General features: G+C 33.0%; 21 protein-coding genes and 2 riboswitches. Of the genes, 15 read left to right on the top strand and 6 right to left on the bottom strand.

Features of this window, described 5'->3' with window-relative positions; all coding sequences use genetic code 11:
- Window positions 1-173: 173 nt before the first annotated feature.
- Window positions 174-1,676 carry a cobyric acid synthase gene (locus tag V5784_RS11350; protein ID WP_336889135.1) on the bottom strand — a complete coding sequence of 501 codons (1,503 nt, stop codon included), beginning with the start codon at window positions 1,674-1,676 and terminating at the stop codon, window positions 174-176.
- A gap of 235 nt (window positions 1,677-1,911) precedes the next feature.
- On the opposite strand from V5784_RS11350, the gene V5784_RS11345 reads away from it, so the two are divergent.
- Window positions 1,912-2,718 carry an HD-GYP domain-containing protein gene (locus V5784_RS11345; RefSeq protein ID WP_336889134.1) on the top strand — a complete coding sequence of 269 codons (807 nt, stop codon included), beginning with the start codon at window positions 1,912-1,914 and terminating at the stop codon, window positions 2,716-2,718.
- Window positions 2,719-2,779: 61 nt separating this feature from the next.
- Here the strand turns inward: V5784_RS11345 and V5784_RS11340 are convergent, their stop codons facing one another.
- Both V5784_RS11340 and V5784_RS11335 read right to left on the bottom strand, forming a co-directional pair.
- Window positions 2,780-3,553 (bottom strand): ABC transporter ATP-binding protein, encoded by a 774-nt coding sequence (locus V5784_RS11340; protein ID WP_336889133.1) that lies wholly within the window; start codon window positions 3,551-3,553, stop codon window positions 2,780-2,782.
- A gap of 32 nt (window positions 3,554-3,585) precedes the next feature.
- Entirely contained in the window at window positions 3,586-4,605 is a 1,020-nt protein-coding gene (locus V5784_RS11335) for an iron ABC transporter permease (protein ID WP_336889132.1), read from the bottom strand.
- A 104-nt stretch (window positions 4,606-4,709) separates the two neighbouring features.
- Window positions 4,710-4,905, top strand: a riboswitch (cobalamin riboswitch).
- A gap of 2 nt (window positions 4,906-4,907) precedes the next feature.
- On the opposite strand from V5784_RS11335, the gene V5784_RS11330 reads away from it, so the two are divergent.
- Window positions 4,908-6,857, top strand: a complete 1,950-nt coding sequence (locus V5784_RS11330) for a TonB-dependent receptor (RefSeq protein ID WP_336889131.1) — start codon at window positions 4,908-4,910, stop codon at window positions 6,855-6,857.
- Window positions 6,858-6,941: 84 nt separating this feature from the next.
- On the opposite strand, the gene V5784_RS11325 is transcribed toward V5784_RS11330, so the two are convergent.
- A complete protein-coding gene (locus tag V5784_RS11325) occupies window positions 6,942-7,688 on the bottom strand; it encodes an energy transducer TonB (RefSeq protein ID WP_336889130.1) in 747 nt (248 codons plus the stop codon).
- A gap of 32 nt (window positions 7,689-7,720) precedes the next feature.
- The gene (locus tag V5784_RS11320) at window positions 7,721-8,866 is read right to left on the bottom strand and encodes an ABC transporter substrate-binding protein (protein ID WP_336889129.1); all 1,146 of its coding nucleotides are present in this window, start codon (window positions 8,864-8,866) and stop codon (window positions 7,721-7,723) included.
- Between the two features lie 100 nt (window positions 8,867-8,966).
- Window positions 8,967-9,141, bottom strand: a riboswitch (cobalamin riboswitch).
- 128 nt (window positions 9,142-9,269) lie between these two features.
- Between V5784_RS11320 and V5784_RS11315 the strand changes: the two genes are divergently transcribed.
- From V5784_RS11315 to V5784_RS11255, 13 genes are all read left to right on the top strand, one after another.
- Window positions 9,270-10,280 (top strand): putative sulfate exporter family transporter, encoded by a 1,011-nt coding sequence (locus tag V5784_RS11315; RefSeq protein WP_336889128.1) that lies wholly within the window; start codon window positions 9,270-9,272, stop codon window positions 10,278-10,280.
- 111 nt (window positions 10,281-10,391) lie between these two features.
- A complete protein-coding gene (locus V5784_RS11310) occupies window positions 10,392-11,324 on the top strand; it encodes an RluA family pseudouridine synthase (RefSeq protein WP_336889127.1) in 933 nt (310 codons plus the stop codon).
- Between the two features lie 105 nt (window positions 11,325-11,429).
- The gene (locus V5784_RS11305; RefSeq protein ID WP_336889126.1) at window positions 11,430-12,056 is read left to right on the top strand and encodes a ribonuclease HII; all 627 of its coding nucleotides are present in this window, start codon (window positions 11,430-11,432) and stop codon (window positions 12,054-12,056) included.
- Window positions 12,057-12,473: 417 nt separating this feature from the next.
- Entirely contained in the window at window positions 12,474-12,596 is a 123-nt protein-coding gene (locus V5784_RS11300; protein WP_336889125.1) for a hypothetical protein, read from the top strand.
- Complete coding sequence (locus V5784_RS11295) at window positions 12,586-12,945, top strand: YraN family protein (protein ID WP_336889124.1); 360 nt, start codon at window positions 12,586-12,588, stop codon at window positions 12,943-12,945. The genes V5784_RS11300 and V5784_RS11295 overlap by 11 nt, the downstream gene beginning before the upstream one ends.
- Window positions 12,942-13,133 carry a zinc ribbon domain-containing protein gene (locus V5784_RS11290; RefSeq protein WP_336889123.1) on the top strand — a complete coding sequence of 64 codons (192 nt, stop codon included), beginning with the start codon at window positions 12,942-12,944 and terminating at the stop codon, window positions 13,131-13,133. Before V5784_RS11295 ends, V5784_RS11290 begins: the two co-directional genes overlap by 4 nt.
- A 97-nt stretch (window positions 13,134-13,230) precedes the next feature.
- Window positions 13,231-13,761 (top strand): phosphoribosyltransferase family protein, encoded by a 531-nt coding sequence (locus V5784_RS11285; protein ID WP_336889122.1) that lies wholly within the window; start codon window positions 13,231-13,233, stop codon window positions 13,759-13,761.
- Between the two features lie 5 nt (window positions 13,762-13,766).
- Window positions 13,767-14,378, top strand: coding sequence for a hypothetical protein (locus V5784_RS11280; protein ID WP_336889121.1), 612 nt, complete (start codon window positions 13,767-13,769; stop codon window positions 14,376-14,378).
- Between the two features lie 50 nt (window positions 14,379-14,428).
- The gene (locus tag V5784_RS11275; RefSeq protein WP_336889120.1) at window positions 14,429-16,705 is read left to right on the top strand and encodes an alpha amylase N-terminal ig-like domain-containing protein; all 2,277 of its coding nucleotides are present in this window, start codon (window positions 14,429-14,431) and stop codon (window positions 16,703-16,705) included.
- A gap of 157 nt (window positions 16,706-16,862) precedes the next feature.
- Window positions 16,863-17,627: a triose-phosphate isomerase gene (gene tpiA / locus V5784_RS11270; RefSeq protein ID WP_336889119.1), complete on the top strand. Its 765-nt coding sequence runs from the start codon at window positions 16,863-16,865 to the stop codon at window positions 17,625-17,627.
- A 156-nt stretch (window positions 17,628-17,783) separates the two neighbouring features.
- Window positions 17,784-19,310 carry a 2,3-bisphosphoglycerate-independent phosphoglycerate mutase gene (gene gpmI, locus V5784_RS11265; protein ID WP_336889118.1) on the top strand — a complete coding sequence of 509 codons (1,527 nt, stop codon included), beginning with the start codon at window positions 17,784-17,786 and terminating at the stop codon, window positions 19,308-19,310.
- Between the two features lie 184 nt (window positions 19,311-19,494).
- A complete protein-coding gene (locus V5784_RS11260) occupies window positions 19,495-20,991 on the top strand; it encodes a transglycosylase domain-containing protein (RefSeq protein ID WP_336889117.1) in 1,497 nt (498 codons plus the stop codon).
- Window positions 20,915-21,655 (top strand): penicillin-binding transpeptidase domain-containing protein, encoded by a 741-nt coding sequence (locus tag V5784_RS11255; protein WP_336889116.1) that lies wholly within the window; start codon window positions 20,915-20,917, stop codon window positions 21,653-21,655. Before V5784_RS11260 ends, V5784_RS11255 begins: the two co-directional genes overlap by 77 nt.
- Window positions 21,656-21,753: 98 nt before the next feature.
- Here V5784_RS11255 and V5784_RS11250 read toward each other — a convergent pair whose 3' ends face one another.
- Window positions 21,754-22,467, bottom strand: a complete 714-nt coding sequence (locus tag V5784_RS11250) for a formate/nitrite transporter family protein (RefSeq protein WP_336889136.1) — start codon at window positions 22,465-22,467, stop codon at window positions 21,754-21,756.
- Between the last annotated feature and the right edge of the window lie 255 nt (window positions 22,468-22,722).

Here is a 22,722-nt window from a genome sequence, read left to right as displayed (position 1 = left end):
ATAAAAAGGTATATTAATTTTTATAATAACGATAGAGGACATAGTTCTTTAGATTATGAAACACCTGCTAAGGTATATTTTAGTACTCAAAAAATTGCTTAAGTTTTTTCATAAACTGTTTGACAAACACGACCACCATAGAGTTCTTTTTTTTTATACTAATAAATTAGGCATTATTTCTCTTTTTTTTCTAATATTTCATATATTTTTTCTATATCCAATGAGTTCCGTAGGGTATTTTCCCATTTGTCGTATTCATCCACTTTAAATTTTTCGAAGTCAAAATAGTCATCTATGGGTTCTAATCCTTTGGATATCCTGATATTATTTATAAAAGTTCGAGTAAAAATTGAATTGTCAAAAACTCCATGGATATAGGTAGCAAAGACATTATCTTTTAGTACTCCTAAATTTGGTTTGTTTTTAAAGATAGAACTCTCTTTTGACTCGGTAACTCCTTGGTGGATCTCATATCCAGAGACACTGCAACCCATACAACCCTTCAAAAGTCCTGTATTATTGGTTATTATTTCAGTGGTTTGGAATGTCTGTTTTTCTTTTTCCATGGTAGTTGTGACATCTAGAAGTCCCAAGCCCTTTATCACTTTATCTTTGGATTCAATCATATGGGGATCCAAAATTTCTTTACCTAGAATCTGGTAACCACCGCAAATTCCCACGATAATCTTCCCTTTTTTACTCTGTTCAATAATAATCTTATCGATACCTAGTTGTTTTAATTTGATAAGATCCTGTATGGTGTTTTTACTTCCTGGGATGATGATGATGTCAGCCTCGCAAATCTCAGATTTAGAAAGAGTAAAATTAAGACTGAGATCTCTGTAGTATGAAAGTGCATCAAAATCTGTATAGTTTGACATCTTATCTAATCTGATCACTGCAATATTCAGATCATTTTTTTCTTGATTTTTCCCAAATTTATTTGTAAGAACATCCTCTTCCTCAATGTTTAAAGGAACCCAAGGGATAACTCCTAAAATAGGAATATCAATTCCTGCTTGAAGGAGACGATTTGTCAAGTCTTCTATTCCAGGTGTCAGAAGATCTATATCACCTCTAAATTTGTTGATAATAATTCCCTTAATTCTTTTTCTATCTTTTTCATCTAACATCAAAACGGTACCGTAGAGGGAAGCGAAAACTCCGCCTCTTTCTATATCTCCCACAAGGATAACAGGAGAATCGATTAATTCTGCCATCCCCATGTTGACCAAGTCTACATCTCTAAGGTTCATCTCAGCGGGAGAACCGCCACCTTCCAAAATACCTATATCATAGTTATCTTCGATGATCTTATAGTTTTTTAGGGCAATAGATTTAAAATACTCTGTATTTTTAAAGTATTCCTTAGCATTCATATTCTTATAGGGAATTCCCTCAAGGATGATCTGTGAATCATTATCTGAGTTAGGTTTCATTAAGATAGGATTCATATACGCCCGGGGAGGGGTATTGCATGCCTCTGCCTGAACAACCTGAGCTCGACCCATCTCCAATCCATCTTCATCTATATATGAGTTGAGAGCCATATTCTGAGATTTATAGGGTGCTACTTTATTTCCATCTTTATAAAAAATTCTAGCTAAACCAGCTACGATAACACTTTTTCCTGTAGAAGACCCGGTTCCCTGAATCATAATTTTTTTGTGTCTCATAATTTTTTTCTCCTTTTCGCCTCTGCGAAATTGTAAGTATACAACTTATTTTTATTTTATTTTATCATTTTTTTTAGGAAACCACCACTCAAAAAAAAAAAATTAAAAAAGGAGGAAATTTTAATCCCCAAAGGGGAAAAAATAAAGTATAATTAAGTTAATGTATTTTAAATATTTGTAGTACGAGGGGATTTAAAGGTGAAAAAAATTGATTAAATTAAAAAAGGAGAATCTTATGAACTACGAATATAAAAATTTAATAAAGATTGTTATGTACTATATGTTATTTGGGATTTTTTGGATATTTTATTCTGCTAAATTTCTCCATCTCATGACTCGAGATTTATCGACCTATATTGTTTTAGAACACTACAAGAGTTACCTTTATATCTTTTTAACAACGGCATTGTTGTTTAAAATGATTAGAAGTGGTTATTTAAAAATGGAAAAATCAAATAGAAAATTTCAACAGGGTATAGTCCAATCATTTATCGCTGCTTTAGAATTTCATGATGAATATACAAAGGGTCATTCCGAAGCAGTGGCCTCATACAGTCTTGAAATAGGTAAAGCATTAGGTTTAAAAGGTAGTGATTTAGATGATCTATATTGGGCTGCGACCATGCATGATATTGGGAAAATTATTGTGCCTATTGAAATATTAAACAAGTCAGAAAAACTAACAGATAAGGAATATGAAATTATTAAAGAGCATTCTAAAACTGGATATGAGATAGTCTCTAAAAATGAAAGTTTGAAGAAAGTTTCTAAATATATCCTATACCACCATGAACGTTGGGATGGAATAGGTTACCCAGAAGGGTTAAAGGGAGAAGAAATTCCATTGTTATCTCAAATTATATCTGTAGCTGATTCTTGGCATGCTATGACATCAAAAAGATCCTATAAAGATCAATTGACTTGTCAGGAAGCAATTGAGGAACTTGTTAAAAATAAAGGAACACAGTTTGCACCTCAAATTGTAACTACATTTATAAAGGTGTATAATTTAAGGAAAGATCTATTTTTATTTGAAAAATAGAAGTAGTTCTATTACTTCTGAATTTAAAAAATGGGGGTAAATATCACCCCCATTTTTTAAGCTATAAATTACCCTTTGGAATGTAGTTTATAGAAAGTTTATTGGTATATGGATTAGTAGACAGATAGACATCTACACCGAATATGTTTTTAAAATTTTCCTTGGATAAAACTTCATCAGGAGTACCAATAGTTATTATCTTACCCTCCTCTAAAAGGATGAGTTTATCACAATATGTAGCTGCAATATTCATATCATGGATTGCAGAAAACATAGTGATATCCAGTGATTTCATAATATCCATTATTTCTAACTGGTATCTGATATCCAAGTGATTTGTAGGTTCATCTAAGATAAAGAAATCATTTTCTCCTGCAATAGCTCTAGCAATCATAACTCTCTGCTGTTCTCCCCCAGAAAGACTGAGGAAACTCCTACTTTCAAAATGAGCTAAGCCGACTTTCTCCAAAGCCCCTTTGGCTATCTCGAGATCTTTTTTTGATGTAGAAGAAAACATGGAGGAATGAGCATACCTCCCCATAAGAACGATATCGATAATGGAAAAATCAAAGCCCCCCCCTGAATGCTGTGTAAGGGTGGATATTTTTTTGGCTAAGTCCTTGGAGGAAAAATCATCTATAGAGGTATTATCGATGAAAATACGGCCATTGGTAGGAGTCAATATATTATATATGTTTTTTAGGAGGGTAGATTTACCGCAGCCATTGGGACCTATAATCCCAACGAATTCACCTTTTTCTATCTCAAAATTTATATTCTTTAAAATTCTTGCATCATCTATTTCAAAACTTAAGTTTTCAATTTTTAATTTCAAATCGCTCCTCCTTTTTTTTGGTCGCTTTTAAACTATTTATTAAAATTATAGATACTCTTTTTCATGATCCATAGAAAGAATGGTGCTCCTAAAAACGAAGTGACAATTCCTACTGGAAGTTCATTGGGAGCCATTACTACTCTGGAAAAAGTATCGGCCAAAGTAAGGAAAAATCCACCCAAAAATATAGATACAGGTATAAGAATTCTATGCTTAGAACTGGTTAGTTTTCTGGCAATATGGGGGATGATAAGGCCGATAAAACCTATGACACCACTTATGGAAACTAAGACCCCTGTAAGTAAGGTAGATGTAAGAATAATTATAATTCTTATTCTATTGGTGTTGACGCCTAAAATCTTGGAACTTTCCTCCCCGAAGAGTAAGATATCCAATTCTCTATGAAAAAACATAGTTATTCCAAAGACAGAGGCCAGTAAGGCAGTTAAAAGATAGATAGATGACCATTTGGCCCCGCTCAAACTACCTACAATCCAAAATAATGCCGTATACAAATCTCCGTTTTGAGCAGAGAAAGTGATGAAAGTAGTTATAGATGAAAACATGGAGGAGATAGCAATCCCTGTAAGGACCAGCTTAGTAGAACTATAATTGCCTCCGATATTAGCAATCCTAAAAACCAAGATAGCAGCTATAATAGCTCCTAAAAATGCCATAAATGGAGTGCCTAGGCCACCAATATTAAGTCCTACGATAAGGGATAAAACTGCACCTGTAGAAGCCCCGCTAGAAACTCCTAAAATATAGGGGTCAGCAAGGGAATTCTTTGTAAGAGCCTGCATAAGGACTCCAACCAAAGATAGCCCTCCGCCTACTAAGAAAGCTAAAAATATACGAGGCAACCGGAGTTTTAATAAGATTATTTCTAAATTTTGATTCCAAGTGATGTCGAATAAATTATGATTTACAATAAAATTAGTAAGAATTTTTAGTGTGATCAGAGGATTTATCTTTATGACCCCACTTGATAGGGCGAAGATTACAGTTAAAATTCCTAAAAATAGGAAGATAAGAAAAGTTTTTAGTTTCATGAGAGGTGCTCCTTTTTTATAATATTGTATTAATTTTAAGATAGATTCCTAAAAATGTCTAGAAATTCTTTTGAATAAAAATTTAAGTGATGGTGGATTAATGCCTTGACATTTTTTTATAGGTTTTGTAAAATAGAGAAGAAGAAAATTAAAATAGGGAAACTAGTGCAAATCTAGTACAGCCTTCACTACTGTAGAAGTGGACGAAACCATCATTAACCACTGAGGGGAAAACCTTGGGAAGGGATGGAAGTAGGATGAAACTAAGTCAGAACACCTAATCTGGAAAAGGGGAGAAAGAGATGATAAAAAGAGCAGGGGTTTTAGCCCTTATTTTGGCATGCACAGTTTATGCCAAGGACATAAATGAAAATGAGGTAGGAGAGGATCAGTTTTTTGAGGGAAGTGGGGTAATTCGGTTAGATGAAACCACTATATCTGGAGATGGATTTGAAAATACAATAAGAAATACTCCTAAAAATATCACCATAATTACAGCGGAGGATATTAGAGAAAGCGGAGCTAAAAATGTAGTGGAAGCTTTAAAATCAGTACCAGGAGTAAAAGTAAGTGAAGGTATTGGGAAAATAGGGGTAATCGATATTCGTGGACAGGGAGCCACAGCGGTACAAAATACAGCTATTATTATTGATGGTATAAAGATGAATAGTATGGATATGTCTGGATTTAATTTATATAATATTCCTATTGAAACGATAGATAAGATAGAGGTGATTCCAAGTGGAGCATCTGTAATCTACGGGGATAATACTGCTGGAGGAGCTATAGTAATTACTACTAAGCAAGGAAAAGCTAAAGACTATATGATTCTTCAAACAGAGGCAGGTTCGTATAATCAACTAGATTCAGGTTTTGGATTTGGAACTAAAGTAGGAAAGTTCAAGGTTTTTGGAAATGCTGCCAGAAAAAGTACTGATGGATACAGAGAGAATTCATTTTTAAAATCGGATGATGTAATGGTTGGGACGAGATATCAGATAAATGATGCTAATGCTTTAACATTAAAATATACTTATCATAAGGATTATATGGGGTTTCCCGGGTCATTAAATGAAGACGAAGTAAAAGGAAATCCAAAACAAACAAACTCACCTGATGACTGGGGAAAAAATGAAACTCATAGATTTGATCTAGGATATAATTATAAGAAGGATAGTTTAGAAATAACAAATAATATGAATTATTATATCAAAAATTATAATTCTTTTTATGGATTTGATAATGATATAGCTAATATCTCGAATTATTTCAAATTAAAATATAATACAGATAAAAATAAATTTATAACTGGTTTTGATATTTCTAGTGGGAAACTTGAAGAGAATGCTTATTGGAATCCTTCTTCTTCTTGGACTGAAAAGGAAAGCTATGGTTTGTTTGTTCATGATACATATAGTATAACTAATAAACTTGACTTAATTGCAGGAGGAAGATATCAATATACTGAATTTGATTATAATGAAATTTCTACAGAAGATGAGAATTATAATAATTATGCTCATGAACTAGCTTTAAATTATAAATATTCTGACACAGGTTCAACGTTTGTTTCTTGGAGTACAGATTTTAGAACTCCTGCAACGGACGAATTAACATATACAAATCCGAATAAAAGTTTTAAGCCTCAAACGGGACAAAATTTTGAAATAGGGTTAAAGGATTATATTTGGGATACTTATATTAGTTCTTCAGTATTTTACAAAAGAGTAGAAAATGAAATTTATTTTGATGCAAGTGACAAATCAGGTGGTTTCTATGGATCAAATGTAAACTATGAAGATCCAAATAAAAAAATAGGGTTTGAACTACTAGCAGAGAAGAAAATTACTAAGAAATTTAAATTAACAACAACTTACTCATATATAGATTCTGAGATAGATGGAGGGGAAAATAAAGGGAAATCTACTCCAGGAGTTGCTAATCATCTATTTTCTATTAGGGCAAAATATGATTTTACAGGGAAATTAAAATCTAATTTAATGTTAAATTATGTTGGAGAAGCGTACGCGCACGAAGATTTTGCTAATGAACAGGAAAAAATAGATAATCACTTAACGTTAGATTTAAATATATCATATAAAATAAATAATTCATTTGATATCTATGGAGGAATTAAGAACTTAACCAGTGAAGAATACTATGAATATTCAGGGTATAAATCAACAACAGGATATTATTACTATCCTGCACCGGAAAGACAATACTATGTAGGATTTAGATATACAATGTAAGATAAAAAAAACCTCAGAAATTTATTTTCTGGGGTTTTATCTATTTGGAGAAGTATTAAAAATAAACTGCCTGATAGAGGTAAGTTAACTCTTAGAAACGAAACGAAATATCTTATAAAAATATATAGCCATAGGTTTGCCACGATAAATGATGGGTTCAAAAACCCATTGTTTTAGAGCTTTTTCGACCTCATCTTCAAAACCGTATTTAGAATTTGTATAAAATTTAACCTCTCCTACTCTACCTTTTCTATCCACTAAAAATTTAACTTTGACCAGAGTTTCTTTTCGATATCCCATCTTGAGAGCAAGATTTGGATAGCTAGGAGGGATTTCTTTGTGGATAACCACATGGATTCCTGAAACTTTTTGATTTTTAAGAGCATATTGCCCATTTTTAATCTTTATTAAATTTTTATCGTTTTCCTGATCTCCTAAGATGGTATCATTTGTAGTTATATTTTTCTCTATATTTTTATTTGGCTTAGCCTCATTGGAGTCAATAGGTCTTATAATCACTGCCTTTTTTTGAACTACTTGTTTTTTAGGGCTTGTCTTCTTTTTAGGATGGGATTTCTTTGGGATTTCTTTGGGTCTCTCGGCTATGTTTGTTTCTTTTTTTGTAGTCATCTTAGCCAGGGTCTTGTCACTGTTGCCCATGGTAGACATAGTTAAATTAACATTGATATTTAGGGGTTTTACTCCGTTTTTTAAATCTTTATTTGAAATTTTTGAAAAACCGATAAAAACTACCATATGAAGTAAGATAGAAAGTATAAAAAAGTCTATAATTGCACTCCGTTTTTTGGGGCCTATATTTTTATGTCTCATAATTTTTCTCCTCATTGCTGCCTCTGAAACTTTTAATATTTGGGTTTTAATTTTTTAGCTGATTCAGGGTGAAATATTTTTACCATCTCATAGATCCCCTGTGTAAGAGCCCGGGGACCAGGAAGGTTGAAGATACTGTCATCCGGAATAATATAATGATTTTTATTTTTAATTGCAGTTAAAAAATAGTAATTCTCCTCCATCAACATATTATCTATATTTCTTTGGCTCCCAAAAATAATATCCGGGTTATTTAGGATCAATTCCTCCAAGGAATATCTCCATCCATTTTTTTCTTTGGCTATATTTTCTCCGCCGGCTAAGACCATGAGGGAGTTAATAAAAGTATCTCCTCCTGGGGTAATATCGGTTTTACCACTACCCAAAACATAATAAACTTTTGGGACCTCCTGATCTCTCAATATATATCTGGTGTAGTTGATCTTATCTTTTAAAGAAGCGTTTAATCCACGAGCTTCTAGATGTCTTCCTAGTAGAACTCCTAAATCTACGATACTCCTATGAATCTCTGGTATATTTATAGGAGTTTGATATTTAGTTACTGAAATTCCCAAGGAATTTAGGGTAGACATTAATTTTTTCCTAAAATGAGTCTCTGCTATGACAGTGTCTGGATCTTTATCTAGAATAATTTCTAAATTCGGTTCAAACATAGTTCCTACAATATCTATATTTTTTACTTCCTCTGGGTATGTGGAAAATGATGTTCTACCTACGAGAAGATCTTCTCCTCCCAGAGCAAATATTTTTTCTGTAATACCAGGAGATAAGGAGATGATCCTTTTAGGAAAAATATTTGGATTTTTAGGTTCAACAGATCTAATGATCTTATTATTTTTTAGATAGGCTCCATTTAGTTCTAAAATTAGTTCTAATGGCAGGTAGTATTTTTCCTGGGATATAAAAGGTATAGATAGATATGTGTATTCCTTCTGCGGAGTGATGATCCTATTATCTATGAGGTAATATTTTCCAAGGTCTGTATTTAAAATGAATGTATTTTTAGATCTCTTTAAATCTACTCCTATTTTTGAAAATGAATTCATACTCATAAATACAGTGCCATTTCTACTCTGAACATCTAATTTATTGATATTTACATGATTTATAGAATAAGAACTTATAAATAGGAGGAAATAGATAATTATTTTAGACATATGTTTAACTCCTTATGATATTTTTTAGAATAAAAAAAGTACCTTTTTGAGGTACTAAAAAACTTTTTACACAGTAAAAGTATCTCCTTGTCCTCGCAAGAAAAATAAAAACACATTAGGTAGGTCTCCTGACTCAAGCTTTGGCTTACTCCTACTCCTTCCCAGAAAAATCTAGTGGATTCGTGTAGTTTCATAACTTTCACAGTGGCGGGACCGCATGGGGATTTAACCCATTTCCCTTTTAATCAAAATGAACCTATCGTGTATATAATTTTCTATATTCTATCATTTTTTAAAGAAAATCACCACTCAAAAATTTTATCAAATAGTTAATTGCTTTTACTATTATCTCTATAATTATGATATAATACTAGATGTGAAAAAATAAAATGAGGAGATGAATATGGTAAAAAAGGATAGGTTAGGTCTTGGTTTAACTACTATTTTACTTGTTGTGGCTATATGGATATCTAAAATATTTGGATGGAATGAAATAAATACAGCATTGATGTTAGGAATAGTCGTAGGAAATTTATTCTTAGGGAGAAAAGCATACAAGTTTTATCCTGGATTTAACTTTGCTAATAAAAAAATATTACCCACAGCAATTACATGTTTAGGAGTGAAGGTAAACTATATAATTTTACTGGATTTAGGAGTGGAAATCATAGGTTTTGTATTTTTAATGGTTGTGATGTTATTATTTACAGCCAAATATGTGGCTAAATTTATGGGCGAGAAGGAAGAATTCGGATTGGTATTGGGGTCTGGAGGAGTAGCGAGTATAGCTGGATTTTCAGAAGTGCTGGAGCGGCCAGAGGAAGAATTTGCCATGGCGATCATTGCCATGAATATTTTAGGGCTGACAGCTATGATGATCATGCCTAGTATATCGAGATTTTTAGATTTTGATTCCACCCAAGCTGCTCTATATATAGGTGGGACTTTGAGCTCATTTATTCATCTAATACCTGCGGCTTACAGTATTGGGGCTGAATCTTTGGGTTTAGCACTCCTGATAAAAACAGGGAAATTATTATTTTTCCCCTTGATTTTAATCTATATGGTTAGAATAAAAAAGAAAAAATCTACAGATGACAAAAAAATGGAGACAAAAACAACAAAACTACCTTTTTTTGTCAAGGGCTTTATGGTTGTGGGAGCTATATTTACAACCTTGGAATATGGAATAGAAAAAATAGAATTACAATGGTATACAGATGGAGTTAAATATTTAAAGCTTGTATTTAGTTATACTTTTAAATATCTGTTGATGTTTGCACTTATTGGAATAGGTGGTAAGATAAATATAAAGACTCTATTGGTTAATGGGAAAAGATTAATTGCATATTCATTGGTACTTATGGTGGTACAGCTGGTCTTAGGAGCAGGAATAGTGAAGATGTTTTATTAGATAAAATCAATAGTTCTATGCCCTTTGCGATTATTTGAGGAGCTCAGTGTAGATTGTGTCAAAATTATAAAAAATATTTAGAATAAAAAAAGAAGAAGGAGAATATAAATTATGAGAGAAATAAAAGAAATATTAAATTTAAAAGCTGAAATTGAAGATAGAGGGACAAGGTTAGATACTTTTGTAAGTGAACAGATAGAAGGGTATACTAAATCATATACACAAAAACTTATAGAAGACGAGTTAGTAGAGATCGTAGGTAAGAATAAAACACGTCCTGGAAATAAATTAAAAGGGAATGAAGAGATAAATGTAACTATATTAGAAGATGAAATTTTAGATGTTGTTGCAGAAGATATTCCATTGGACATAGTATATGAAGATGAGCATATTGTGATAATAAATAAAAAACCAGGTATGGTAATCCATCCAGCAGTAGGACATCATAGTGGAACACTAGTAAATGCAATAATGCATCATGTAAAAGATCTATCTACTATAAGTGGAGTAGTTAGGCCTGGGATAGTTCATAGATTGGATAAAAATACAAGTGGACTTATAATCGTAGCTAAAACCAATGAAGCTCACCTTAGATTAACAGAGATGTTTAAAGATAAAACTATAAAGAAAACATATCTTGCTATATGTAAGGGAAACTTTAAGAAAAAAGAAGATAGGATAGAAAATCAAATAGGTAGAGACCATAAAGATAGAAAGAAGATGACTGTTGTCAGAGACAAGGGTAGAACGGCTATAACTAATTATAAGGTAATAAATGAAGTTGAATACTTTAGTTTACTAGAGGTAGATCTAGAAACTGGAAGAACTCATCAAATAAGAGTCCATATGAAATATTTAAATCGTTCAATTCTGGGAGATGACGTATATGGGAAGGCTTCTAAAAAAGCAGAAAGACAGATGTTACATGCATATAAATTAGAATTTGATCATCCTGTCACAGGGGAAAAATTGGAAATTGTAGGAGACCTGCCGGAAGATTTTAAAAAGGTAATGAAAGATTTAGGCTTAGAATTTAACGGGTAACGAATTTTAAATTAACATAAAAAGTAATAAGAAAAAGATTGCTGGGGCAATCTTTTTCTTGTATATTAAATCTGATTTAAATCATAGAAGGAAGGAGAGTATTTAATGAAAGAAAACAAAAACATCATGCAAGAGTTTGATAAGGAATATGGAGATAGTATAATAGGGATAGATGAGGCTGGACGTGGACCTCTTGCAGGGCCTGTGGTAGCATCTGCTGTAAAGATAATAAACTATGTAGAAGAGTTTGATATGATAAATGACTCGAAAAAATTGACTGAGAAAAAAAGAGAATTTCTATTTGACCTAATCTTAGCCAACTGTGAAGTCGGAGTCGGGATAGCCAATGAAAAGGAGATAGATGAGGTAAATATCTTGAATGCTACATTTCTTGCTATGAGAAGAGCAATAGAAGATCTAAAAGCCGATGGGACAGAATTTGATCTTGCTCTAATTGATGGGAATCATAAGATTCGTGAATATGATGCTCCTCAGGAGTTTGTGATTAAAGGAGATGGAAAAAGTCTGGCTATTGCAGCTGCAAGTATCATAGCTAAGGTAAGTAGGGACAGAATCATGGTAAAATATGGTGAACTTTATCCTGGATACGGATTTGAAAAACATAAGGGATACGGAACAAAACAGCACCGTGAAGCACTCTTAAGTATCGGGAAAGTAGATTGTCATAGGAATAGTTTTTTGACTAAGATTTTAGCGCCTAAATTATTTTAGACGATAAATACTCAGAAAAAAGATAAAAAAAATGGACAGGGAGAACACAGAGGGAGAAGAGCTAGCCAGAGAGAAAACTAAAAGCTTTTGTCATAGATTACGTAGAAAAGAGCAGGTTTTAAACAAAAAAAAGATTTTTTTAGTGAGCTTAGTGTAAGAGATTAGGTTTTTAATCTGAGTAACCTGTACAATCTGCGACAGAAAAATACTTCTGTGCTGTAGCAGTAAGGGTTTATAGATTGGTGGCAAAAGAAGATTTTGAAATTATAGATCTATGACAAAGAAATAAAAAATAATTATATTAATAATAGATGTCCGTAGAAAAGATTAAAACTTTTTAAGGATTTTTATTTTTAAAATAAAAAAATATGTAGTAATATCATAATAGGAATAATTCTGAGTCGGGGGGCGAAAATTATGATCATGATAATCTTACAGAGTATAGCGATAACGACTTTATTATATGTAAGTTATAGATGCCTGTGTGCATTGAATGAAAAAAAAGCTGAGATGGAAAAGGAAGAAAGAGATGGACAATAGGTCTATCGGTACAAAATATGAGGGTATAGCGATGGATTATCTAGCTAAAAAAGGCTATTTTGAATTGGAAAGAAATTATTATTCTAGATATGGAGAATTAGATCTCATATGCAGGGATAAAAAAAAGGGCGAGATAGTTTTTGTAGAGGTGAAATATAGAAAAAGTACGGAATACGGAAGTGGATTAGAATCTATCACCAGATCTAAACAGAGAAAATTGGTGAAGACAGCTACAATTTATTTAAAGGATAAAAAAATAAAGGAGACTCCCTATAGATTCGATATAATATCTATATCAGGAGATGAAATAGAGCATATTGAGAATGCGATTTGGGGTGAATATTTATGAATTTTAGATGTTTAAAATGTGAAGGAGAAGACTATATAGTGAAAACTACATTTATGGCAGAAAAAACACCGGGATTAAGGCTGGAATTAGGGACATATTATCTGAAAATATGTTCGAACTGCGGGTACACAGAGATGTATTCAGCTAAGGTACTAGATAAAGATGAAGAGCCTAAAACACAGCATTAGACAGTTATTTTTTAAGAATAACTGTATTCTTTGTCCCGAAAAAGCCGATGACAACCTTCATTATATGTGTTATTATTGTTATAAAAGTCTAAGAGATATGGGAAAGTTAAAGAGATTTAATGATATATATTACCTTTGGAATTATGACAGACAGCTAAAAAAAATAATAGAAGAATATAAGTTTAAAAATAAACTTTATATAGGTGAACTTCTCTTTGGTTTGATGGGGAACGAGTTGGATAAATTGATGAAAAAGGAAAAAATAGATGGGATAATCCCGATACCTGTAGGCCATAAGAGACTTATGGAAAGAGGTTTTAATCAGGTGGAGGAACTCCTGAAATTTGGTGGGTATTCCTATATAAAGAGTAGCAGAATAAAAGAAACTAAGCATATGTATGAACTCTTAAATTTAGAGGCTAGGAGAAATAATATAAAAGCAGCCTTTAAAATAGATGGATTAAAAGGGTTAAAAAAAGTTTTAATAATAGATGATATAATAACGACAGGTTCAACTATGAAGGAATTTATAACTGAGATTAAAAATAATAGTGATACTATACAGATAGTAGTATTTACCTTGGCTTTATCTAAAACTGCTAAAAAAATAAATTTAAAGATGAGGTAAATAGAATGAAAATTATATTGGATAATAGAGAGATAACGCTAAGTAATACAGATGATAAGAGTTTTTTTTGGGTATTAGAGAAGGTAACAGATCTTTTAGAAAAAGATGGAAGGATGTTATTTGACGTCTATATCGATGGGAAAGGGATGGATTATTATGAATGCTTTAATAAGGAACAGATAGGAGTAGTGGAATTCATCAGTAAATCTCCGAAGATAATTATATTGGAATCTTTAGGAGGAATGAGGGATTTCATCTCAAAATATTTTGATGCTCTTATAGCCATAGCCGGCAGTTTTAATAGCAATAGAAACACAGATGCTGTAGAGTTCTTATTAGAGGTAGAAAATGGATTGGAATGGGTATATAATGTTTTAGCTTCTATCAAAGAAAATACAGCTATTGATTTCAGATATCCTGAATTTGATATGATGTTCTTAGAGTATAGAACTATCTTAGAAAAGGTGCAGGAGTGCATAGAGAGCGGTGATTATATTGGTGGTTTAACTCTTTTAGAGGTGGAGATGAGCAGCGAGCTGATATTTTTGCAGGAAAATCTAGATACCTATATGAAAGATATTATAGATGAAGAGATAGATGAATATAAGTATAATTAAAAGAGTGGGAAACCACTCTTAGTTTATGTACATAATAAAGGAGTGAAATTATGAAAAAATGGTTGATTATCATGGGAATAACTCTGCTTATGGGGTGCTCAAACAGTGAAATATTAAAGATAAAGGAAGATACTCCAATCCCTGTGGAGACAAAAAAAGGAGACAGCTATGTATTTTTAGATGATTTAGAACATAGATCTACAACTAAGTACCTGACCTATGATGGAGATAAAAAGCAACTGAAAGTACTGATCAAAGTACGAAAAAATGATATAGAAAAAATAAATTTAATATTGGAAGGAAAGAGAAAAGAGATGAAATCTCTAGGATTTCGCGGGGAATATGAATTTTTTTCGGTAGAGATAGAGGAAATGAGTGAGGAAAAGATAAATTATTATTTTGAGGTAATAGATGGTAAATTTAAATATTTTTATGGAGTGAAATCATCGTATTATTCGGAGGATGTGACTGCGTTTACTTATATTATAGAGGATGAACAAAGGAAATTTCCTAGTTGGGCTAAGGGAATGGTTTGGTATTCTATCTATGTGGATAGCTTTCGAGAGGGGGATAAAAGAAATAACCCTATCTATTCAGAATTTGGTCCTGAATATTATTTTAGACCTAGTGGAAGATTGAGTGACGGAACTTTAAGGTCAGAATTGATCTCACCGGAAAAGTGGCAAAAAAAAGGAACCCTTCAAGGATTTGAAGTGACAGAATGGGGAGATGACTGGAATACCCCTCCATATTCAGAAATTGAAGCTAAAAATAGATATTTTTCCTATGCAGTGAAAAATACCAGAAGATATGGTGGAGACTTGCAGGGAGTAATGAACAAACTAGATTATTTGAAAGGGTTGGGAGTTGAGGGAATAAAATTATCTCCTATATATTATTCAAGTTCAAGCCATAAATTAGATACCATAGATTATGGGCATATATCTCCAGATTATGGGATTACAGATAAAAATTCATACAGAGAATTAGAAGCTGATTTAGAGAGTGATATTTGGACTAATTCAGATAAATTTTTTCAGAAGTTAGTGGATAAGGTCCATGAAAAAAATATGAGAGTGGTCTTAGATATTAATTTTTCCTATGTGTCTCCAGAGTTTTTTGCATATAAGGATCTGTTGAAAAATGGAGAAAATTCGAGATATAAAAATTGGTTTATTCTCACGGGAGATCAATTATCAAAGAATATGAAGAATGAAAACAAAAAAATACTTTTAAATCTAGAGGATAGGTCACTCCAAGATTATTTGATTGCAGTAACAATAAAATGGGTGAAAGGATATGAAAATGTGGGGATAGATGGATATTATGTGAAAAATGATCTTACTAATAAGGAGTTTTTGACTAGGTGGAAAAAGTCTCTTTTAGAGATCGACGGTGAATTTATCTTAGCTGGGGAATCTACAGAAGAAAATGAAAATAATCTAGGAAAAGGTGGTTTTGATATTATAGGATCCTATGAATTAGGATCTTGGATGCAGGACTTATTTGAAAACAGCAAGAGTAAAGAAACAATAAAGGATGAGGTGAAAATTTATAGTATTAAAACTCCTAGATGGAATTTTATAGAATCCTATGATACCGATAGATTTTATTCTGGTCTAATAAATCCAAATCGTGAATTTGACAGGTTAAACAGCTATGGCAGAGATGATTATATAAATATCAGACCTGATTTGATCGACAAAGATGCTATAAAAAAATTAAAGTTAGCTACTTTAATCCATTTAACCATAGATGGAAGCCCTGTTATATACTATGGTAATGAAAAAGCAATGTGGGGTGCAGATACTCCTGATAGCAGAAAACCAATGATCTGGGACGATATAAAATTTGAAAATGAAACCAATAGCCTTGAAAAATACAGTAGAAATAGAGATAAAATAGCCAAGATATTTAAAACAGATCTGATAAAGGATGAGATTTCTTATGGTGTAGTGGCAGATGAAACTTTAGAAGATTGGTATAAACAAATTTCTGAATTTAGAAACTTTGATGTAGAGTTGATAAAAAATGGTGATCTTGAGATACTTGATTTGGATAGAGACAAATATCTAGAAGATGGAAGGATGGAAAAAGTAGCAGAAACGGACCTGCTTTCATATAAGAGGGAATATAAGGGCAGAAGTGCAATTATAGTGATAAATAGATCTAATCTAAAGAAAACGGTGGAACTGCCGGTACAGGGAAAAAAAGGTTATACGGATTATTATTCTGGGAAAAGATATAATATACTAAGAGATAAAGTCAGAGTTGAATTAGAAGGTTATGGATATCTGATTTTATATAGAAGGGTGGATTTTGATTAATAACTTAATCATCTGTGATTAAAATGTGTACTATTTAGTATTTGAAATAAGGGGTTTTATATGCTAGAATTTTAAAAGAAAACAAATTTATCTTCCCTGGATTTTCTCTCCACGAAAAAAATCTAGGTAGGAGTAAAATAATAATAGGAGGCATAAGATGAGAAAAACGATAATTGCAGGAAACTGGAAGATGAACAAAACACATAAAGAAGCAACTAAAACATTAAAAGAGTTAGCTGAATTGGTAATAGATAGAGAAAACTTAGGTGGAGTAGAAGTAATAATAGGAGCTCCATTTACAGCACTTGAATCAGCAGTAAGAGCTACTGAAAATACACCGATTGCCATTGCAGCAGAGAATATGAATGCAAATGAATCTGGAGCATTTACAGGGGAAATATCTGCAACTATGTTAAAGGAATTAGGAGTAGAATATGTAATCCTAGGACATTCTGAAAGAAGAGCAATGTATGGTGAAACTGATGCAATTGTAAATGCAAAAGTATTAGCTGCATTAAAAGCAGGATTAAAGCCAATCTTATGTATCGGGGAACAATTAGAAGATAGAGAATCTGGAAAGACAACTGAAGTTAACGGAACTCAATTAAAAGATGGATTAGTTGGAGTATCAACTGAAGATATGAAAAATATAATCGTAGCATATGAACCAGTATGGGCTATCGGAACTGGAGTGACAGCAACTCCTGAGATGGCAGAAAAAACTCATGCATTCATAAGAACTGTATTAGTAGAATTATATGGAAATGACGTAGCTGAAGAAGTTACTATTCAATATGGTGGATCTATGAAGCCAGGAAATGCAAAAGAATTATTAGCACAAAAAAATATAGATGGTGGATTAGTTGGAGGAGCTGCACTGGATGCAGAAGTATTCTATGGTATAATCGCAGCAGGAAAATAAGATTAACTTAAGATAGAAAAGATTAGTTTGGACACAGAGAAACACGGAAATTTTGAGTTACGCAGAGAGAAATGTATTCTCAGTGAGTCTCATTTTTACTCAGTGAATCTCTGTGTCATTTTTATTATAATTATTAATTTTAGGAGATGATTAGATATGAAAAAGAAACCAGTTATGCTAATGATACTTGACGGTTGGGGAATAAATGATCATGGGGAAGAAAAAAATGCAATTTCAGCTGTTCAGCCAGAAGCTATATGCAAATTGATAGAAGACTATCCTAATTCTAGGATTAAGGCTGCAGGGGAAGCGGTGGGGCTTCCAGACGGTCAAATGGGTAATTCAGAAGTTGGACATCTTAATTTAGGAGCAGGAAGGGTAATATACCAACCACTGGTTAGGATAACAAAAGAGATCAAAGACGGAGACTTCTTTGAAATAGAAACATTGAAGAAGGCATTTAACCATGCAAAGAAAAATAACAGTGCAATACATTTAGGAGGACTAGTATCTGATGGTGGAGTTCATTCTCATATAACTCATATTTATGGGCTGCTTGAGATGGCTAGAAAAGTAGGAGTAGAAAAAGTCTATCTCCATGCATTCCTTGACGGAAGAGATACTCCTCCTCAATCAGCAGAAAAATACATAACAGAATTAGAAGCTAAAATGTCTGAGTTAGGTGTAGGTAAAATAGCTACTATTACTGGAAGATATTATGCAATGGACAGGGATAATAATTACGATAGAACTAAGTTAGCTTACGATGCTATGGCTAATGGAATTGGAAATACTGCAAAAGATGGGATTACAGCTATTAAAGACTCATATGCAAATAAAGTAAATGATGAATTTGTAATGCCGACACTTATAGAAGGTGTGGATGGTAAGTTAAAAGATGGAGATGTATTTATTAACTTCAACTTCAGACCGGATAGAGCCAGGCAGATCACAAGAGCCATAAATGATAAGGAATTCAAAGGGTTTGAGAGGGAATATAAAGAGATAGAAGTACTATGTATGAGACAATATGATTCCACTATAGAGGCAGATATTATATATAAAGATGATAAGATAGTAAATACATTGGGAGAGGTATTGGCTAAAAATAACCTTAATCAATTGAGAACAGCAGAAACTGAAAAATATGCTCATGTTACTTTCTTCTTTAATGGAGGAGAGGAAGCAGCCTTTGATGGTGAAGATAGAAAATTAGTAGCTTCTCCTAAGGTAGCTACCTATGATTTACAACCTGAGATGAGTGCATATGAAGTGACCGATGGAGTATTAGAAGCGTTAGAAGAGGATAAATATGATGTAGTCATATTAAATTTTGCTAACGCTGATATGGTGGGACATACAGGAAACTTTGAGGCAGCTAAAAAGGCTATAGCAGTAGTGGATAAATGTGTAGCTAAAATTGCAGATAAGATGTTAGAGTTAGATGGTGTACTTATGATTACAGCAGATCATGGGAATGTAGATCTGATGGAAGATCCAAAGACCCATGTACCATTTACTGCTCATACAACCAATGATGTACCATTTATTTTGGTATCTAATAGATATAAGGATGCGAAAGTAAAAGACGGGAAATTAGCAGATTTCGCTCCTACAATATTGAATGTGTTAGGAATAGAAGTACCAAAAGAAATGAGTGGAGAAATATTGATTAAGACTTAGTTGACAACTGAGAGTTAAAAAAGGAGTTAATATTTTATTAGCTCCTTTTTCATATCCTTCCCTCTTGCAAAGTTAGTCATAGATTGACGTTTTATAATTAATATGATATAACGTCTTGGTAATGTTGTCTTTATGACAATATTTCAATAAAGATACTATATTTTAATAAAAAGAGGTGAAAATTATGAAAAGATTATTTAAGTTTTCTTTTGTTGGGGCTATAGTAGCATTTACTGCTATGTCCCTTTTGGGTCTTATTCTTGTGATAGGAGCACTAAAAAGTCTTCTTAATGTTGAAAAAATGGTAGAATCCTATGACCCTTCTGTGCCCACTACAATTTATGATTCCAATGAAAAAGTGATAGATCTTATCTCCAAAGAGATGAGGGAGATGGTAACCATGGATGAAATACCCGATTATGTAAAAAATGCCTTTGTGGCTATAGAAGATAAAAGGTTTTACAAACATCCGGGACTGGATCCTATAAGGTTGGGAAAAGCTATTCTAGTAAACCTGTCTCAGGGAAGAATTGCTCAAGGTGGGAGTACTATTACCCAGCAGTTGGCCAAAAATGCATTTCTAAGCAATGAAAAAAAGCTTATGAGAAAGGTAAAGGAAGTTCTTATAGCTTTAGAAATTGAAAAAAAATTCAGTAAAGATGAGATCTTAGAAAAATATATCAATGAAATATATTTTGGTTCCGGATTTTATGGAATCCAAACAGCATCGAAGTCCATCTTTGAAAAGCAAGCATCCGAACTAAACCTTCCTGAAGCAGCATTGCTGGCAGGAATTCCAAACAGACCATCCTACTATAATCCAAGGAGACATTTGGAGAATGCAGTGAAGAGATCCCGTCTGGTGCTAAAGCAGATGAAAAACAGGATCTCCATAGATCAGAAAGAATATGAGCAGGCTCTAAAACATAAGTTTATCGCAGAGAAGGAGGTTACTAAAAACTTTAAAGAAGATGACTTTATCTCTGTGATAAAGGAGAAGAGCAACAGAGATTATATTAAATCTCCGGAATTTATCGATATCATAGAAAAAAAGCTCTTTGAGTTATTTGATGAAAATATAGTATATGAAGGAGGTCTTCAGGTATATACATCTCTTGATCTTGAGATGCAGAAAATCGCACTGGAAACCTTTAATGAATATCAGCCTTTCAAGAATAATCCTAAGCTTCAAGGGGCTCTCATAACCATAGATTCCAGCAATGGTTATGTAAAGAGTATAGTAGGAGGTAAAAACTTTAAGGACGGAAACTTTAACAGAGCCATAAGGGCGAAAAGACAACCAGGGTCTGCCTTTAAACCTTTTGTCTACTATACTGCCCTTGAAAAGGGGATACCTATGAATGCAGTGAGGGAAGACTCGGAGGTTAAGTTTGGGAAATGGGAACCCCAAAATTATGATAAAATTTTTGTAGGAGATGTAACACTTTTGGAGGCAATGGAGAAGTCTATAAATATAATTGCTATAAAGCTACTTAAAGAAATAGGAATTAAAGAAGTAATTGGAACTGTTGAAAAAACTGGAGCACATATGGATATTCCAAAGGATCTTACAGTTGCTCTGGGCACAATGACTACATCGCCCTATGAGTTGGCCACTGCCTACATACCTTTTCCCAACGGAGGATATAAATCCCATATTCATCACCAAAATTTTGAATAGAGAGGGACATATAATCTACGAACCCTCTGTGAAGATGGAGAAAAACTTTAAGAGTACCGACGTATCTCTAATTGTACACATGATGAAGGGGGTGGTTGCAAATGGTTCGGAGAAAACTGCTAAAGTGAAGGATAGGAAAGGGAATCCTATAGAACAAGGGGGAAAAACGGGGACTACAAACGATTTCAAGTCAGCCTGGTATGCAGGTATTACACCTGAGCATGTGACCACTCTCTATATAGGTTATGATGATAATTCACCTATGCCGGCCGGATCTACTGGTGGTTCTCTGGCTGCTCCCCTCTGGAGAAAATACTATCAGAAGATGATAGATAAGGATGTTTATAAGCCCGGGAAATTTAAGTTTATGGAGGATCATATAAGGAAGGGAGAACTTGTTCTAGTGGATATAGATTCTAGGACAGGTTTTGCAGGGGAACCCACCATTGGATCAAGAAGAACCGGACTCTTTAAGAGAGGAAATGAACCGAAAGAAGAGGATAGAGGACATTTACTGAGACTAAAAAAATTCTTTAGGGAAGATACCGAGATCCTAGATGAAGAAATAGAAGATGCCGATGCAGAGCTCCTAGCTGAGGATATTGAGGATGCAGATATAGAGATTCTAGATGAAGAGATCCTAGAAGAAGAGAATAAAAAATAGATACAGAGGATCATCCTTAAGAAAAAGACCTAGATTTTTTAAAAATCTAGGTCTTTTTCTTATCCTTCTGCCCAGAGGGCGGAGGAGGATAAGAAGAATTAATTAGTAGCAACGGCTACAGTTGAAGGTTGTTTTTTTAAATATAACCAATAGTAAGCAACAGGTACAAAAATTCCGCCAGAAAGTATATTTCCAATAGTTACAGGAATATAGTTATTCATAACCATATCTGAAATAGCTATAGTTGAAGGCGAAATCATCCATCCAGCAGTAATAACAAACATATTAGCAACTACATGTTGAAATCCTGAAAGAGCAAACATCATTATAGGAAACCAACAAAGCCATAGTTTTCCAGTAGCATCCGTAGCAGCAAAAGTCACCCAAACAGCTAAAGCTACAATAAGGTTACATAAAAATCCACTGGCAACAGCTTCAGAAAATCCTAAATGAACTTTCTCTTCTGCAATAGCTACAACCTTATTGGCCATAGGAACACTTTTAAATACTCCACCAACAATAGCAACCCATGCAATGAAAACACTTCCTACAAAGTTACCAATCCAAACCATAAGCCAGTTTCTCATAACATCCTTAAAAGATGAATCTCCAGTAATAAAAGCAAGGAAAGCTAGGTTATTACCTGTAAATAATGATCCACCTACAAATAAAACTAACATAATTCCAACTGGAAATACAGCAGCTCCAAGAAGTTTAGAAAGCCCAGGGTCTACATTAGTTCCAAGAGTTTGAGTAACAGTAATGTAAGCAATAAAAGCTAAACCAATAAAAATCCCAGCCATAATTCCCAGTGGGGCTGTTGCAAGTTTTGTGTAAACTCTAAAAATTAATGTAAAACTTTTATAAAAAGAGGAGTAATAATTCTTTAATTATTGCTTCTCGTTTTTAATATATTAGAACTTTATCTTTTGTATGTCAATAGCAGAGCCTAAAATTAGCCTCTTTTAAAAGGTATATCTTAGATTATCACTTAGTTTAATCTTTCTTCAAAAAATATTTGTAATTGAGAGTAGATTACACCCCAATCTCTTCGGCGCCCAGTCCAT

Origin of the sequence: Psychrilyobacter sp. (assembly GCF_037132775.1) — a bacterium.
GTDB lineage: Bacteria > Fusobacteriota > Fusobacteriia > Fusobacteriales > Fusobacteriaceae > Psychrilyobacter.
The sequence above is the reverse complement of the archived record's forward strand: the minus strand, read 5'-3'. Positions and strand labels throughout refer to the sequence as shown.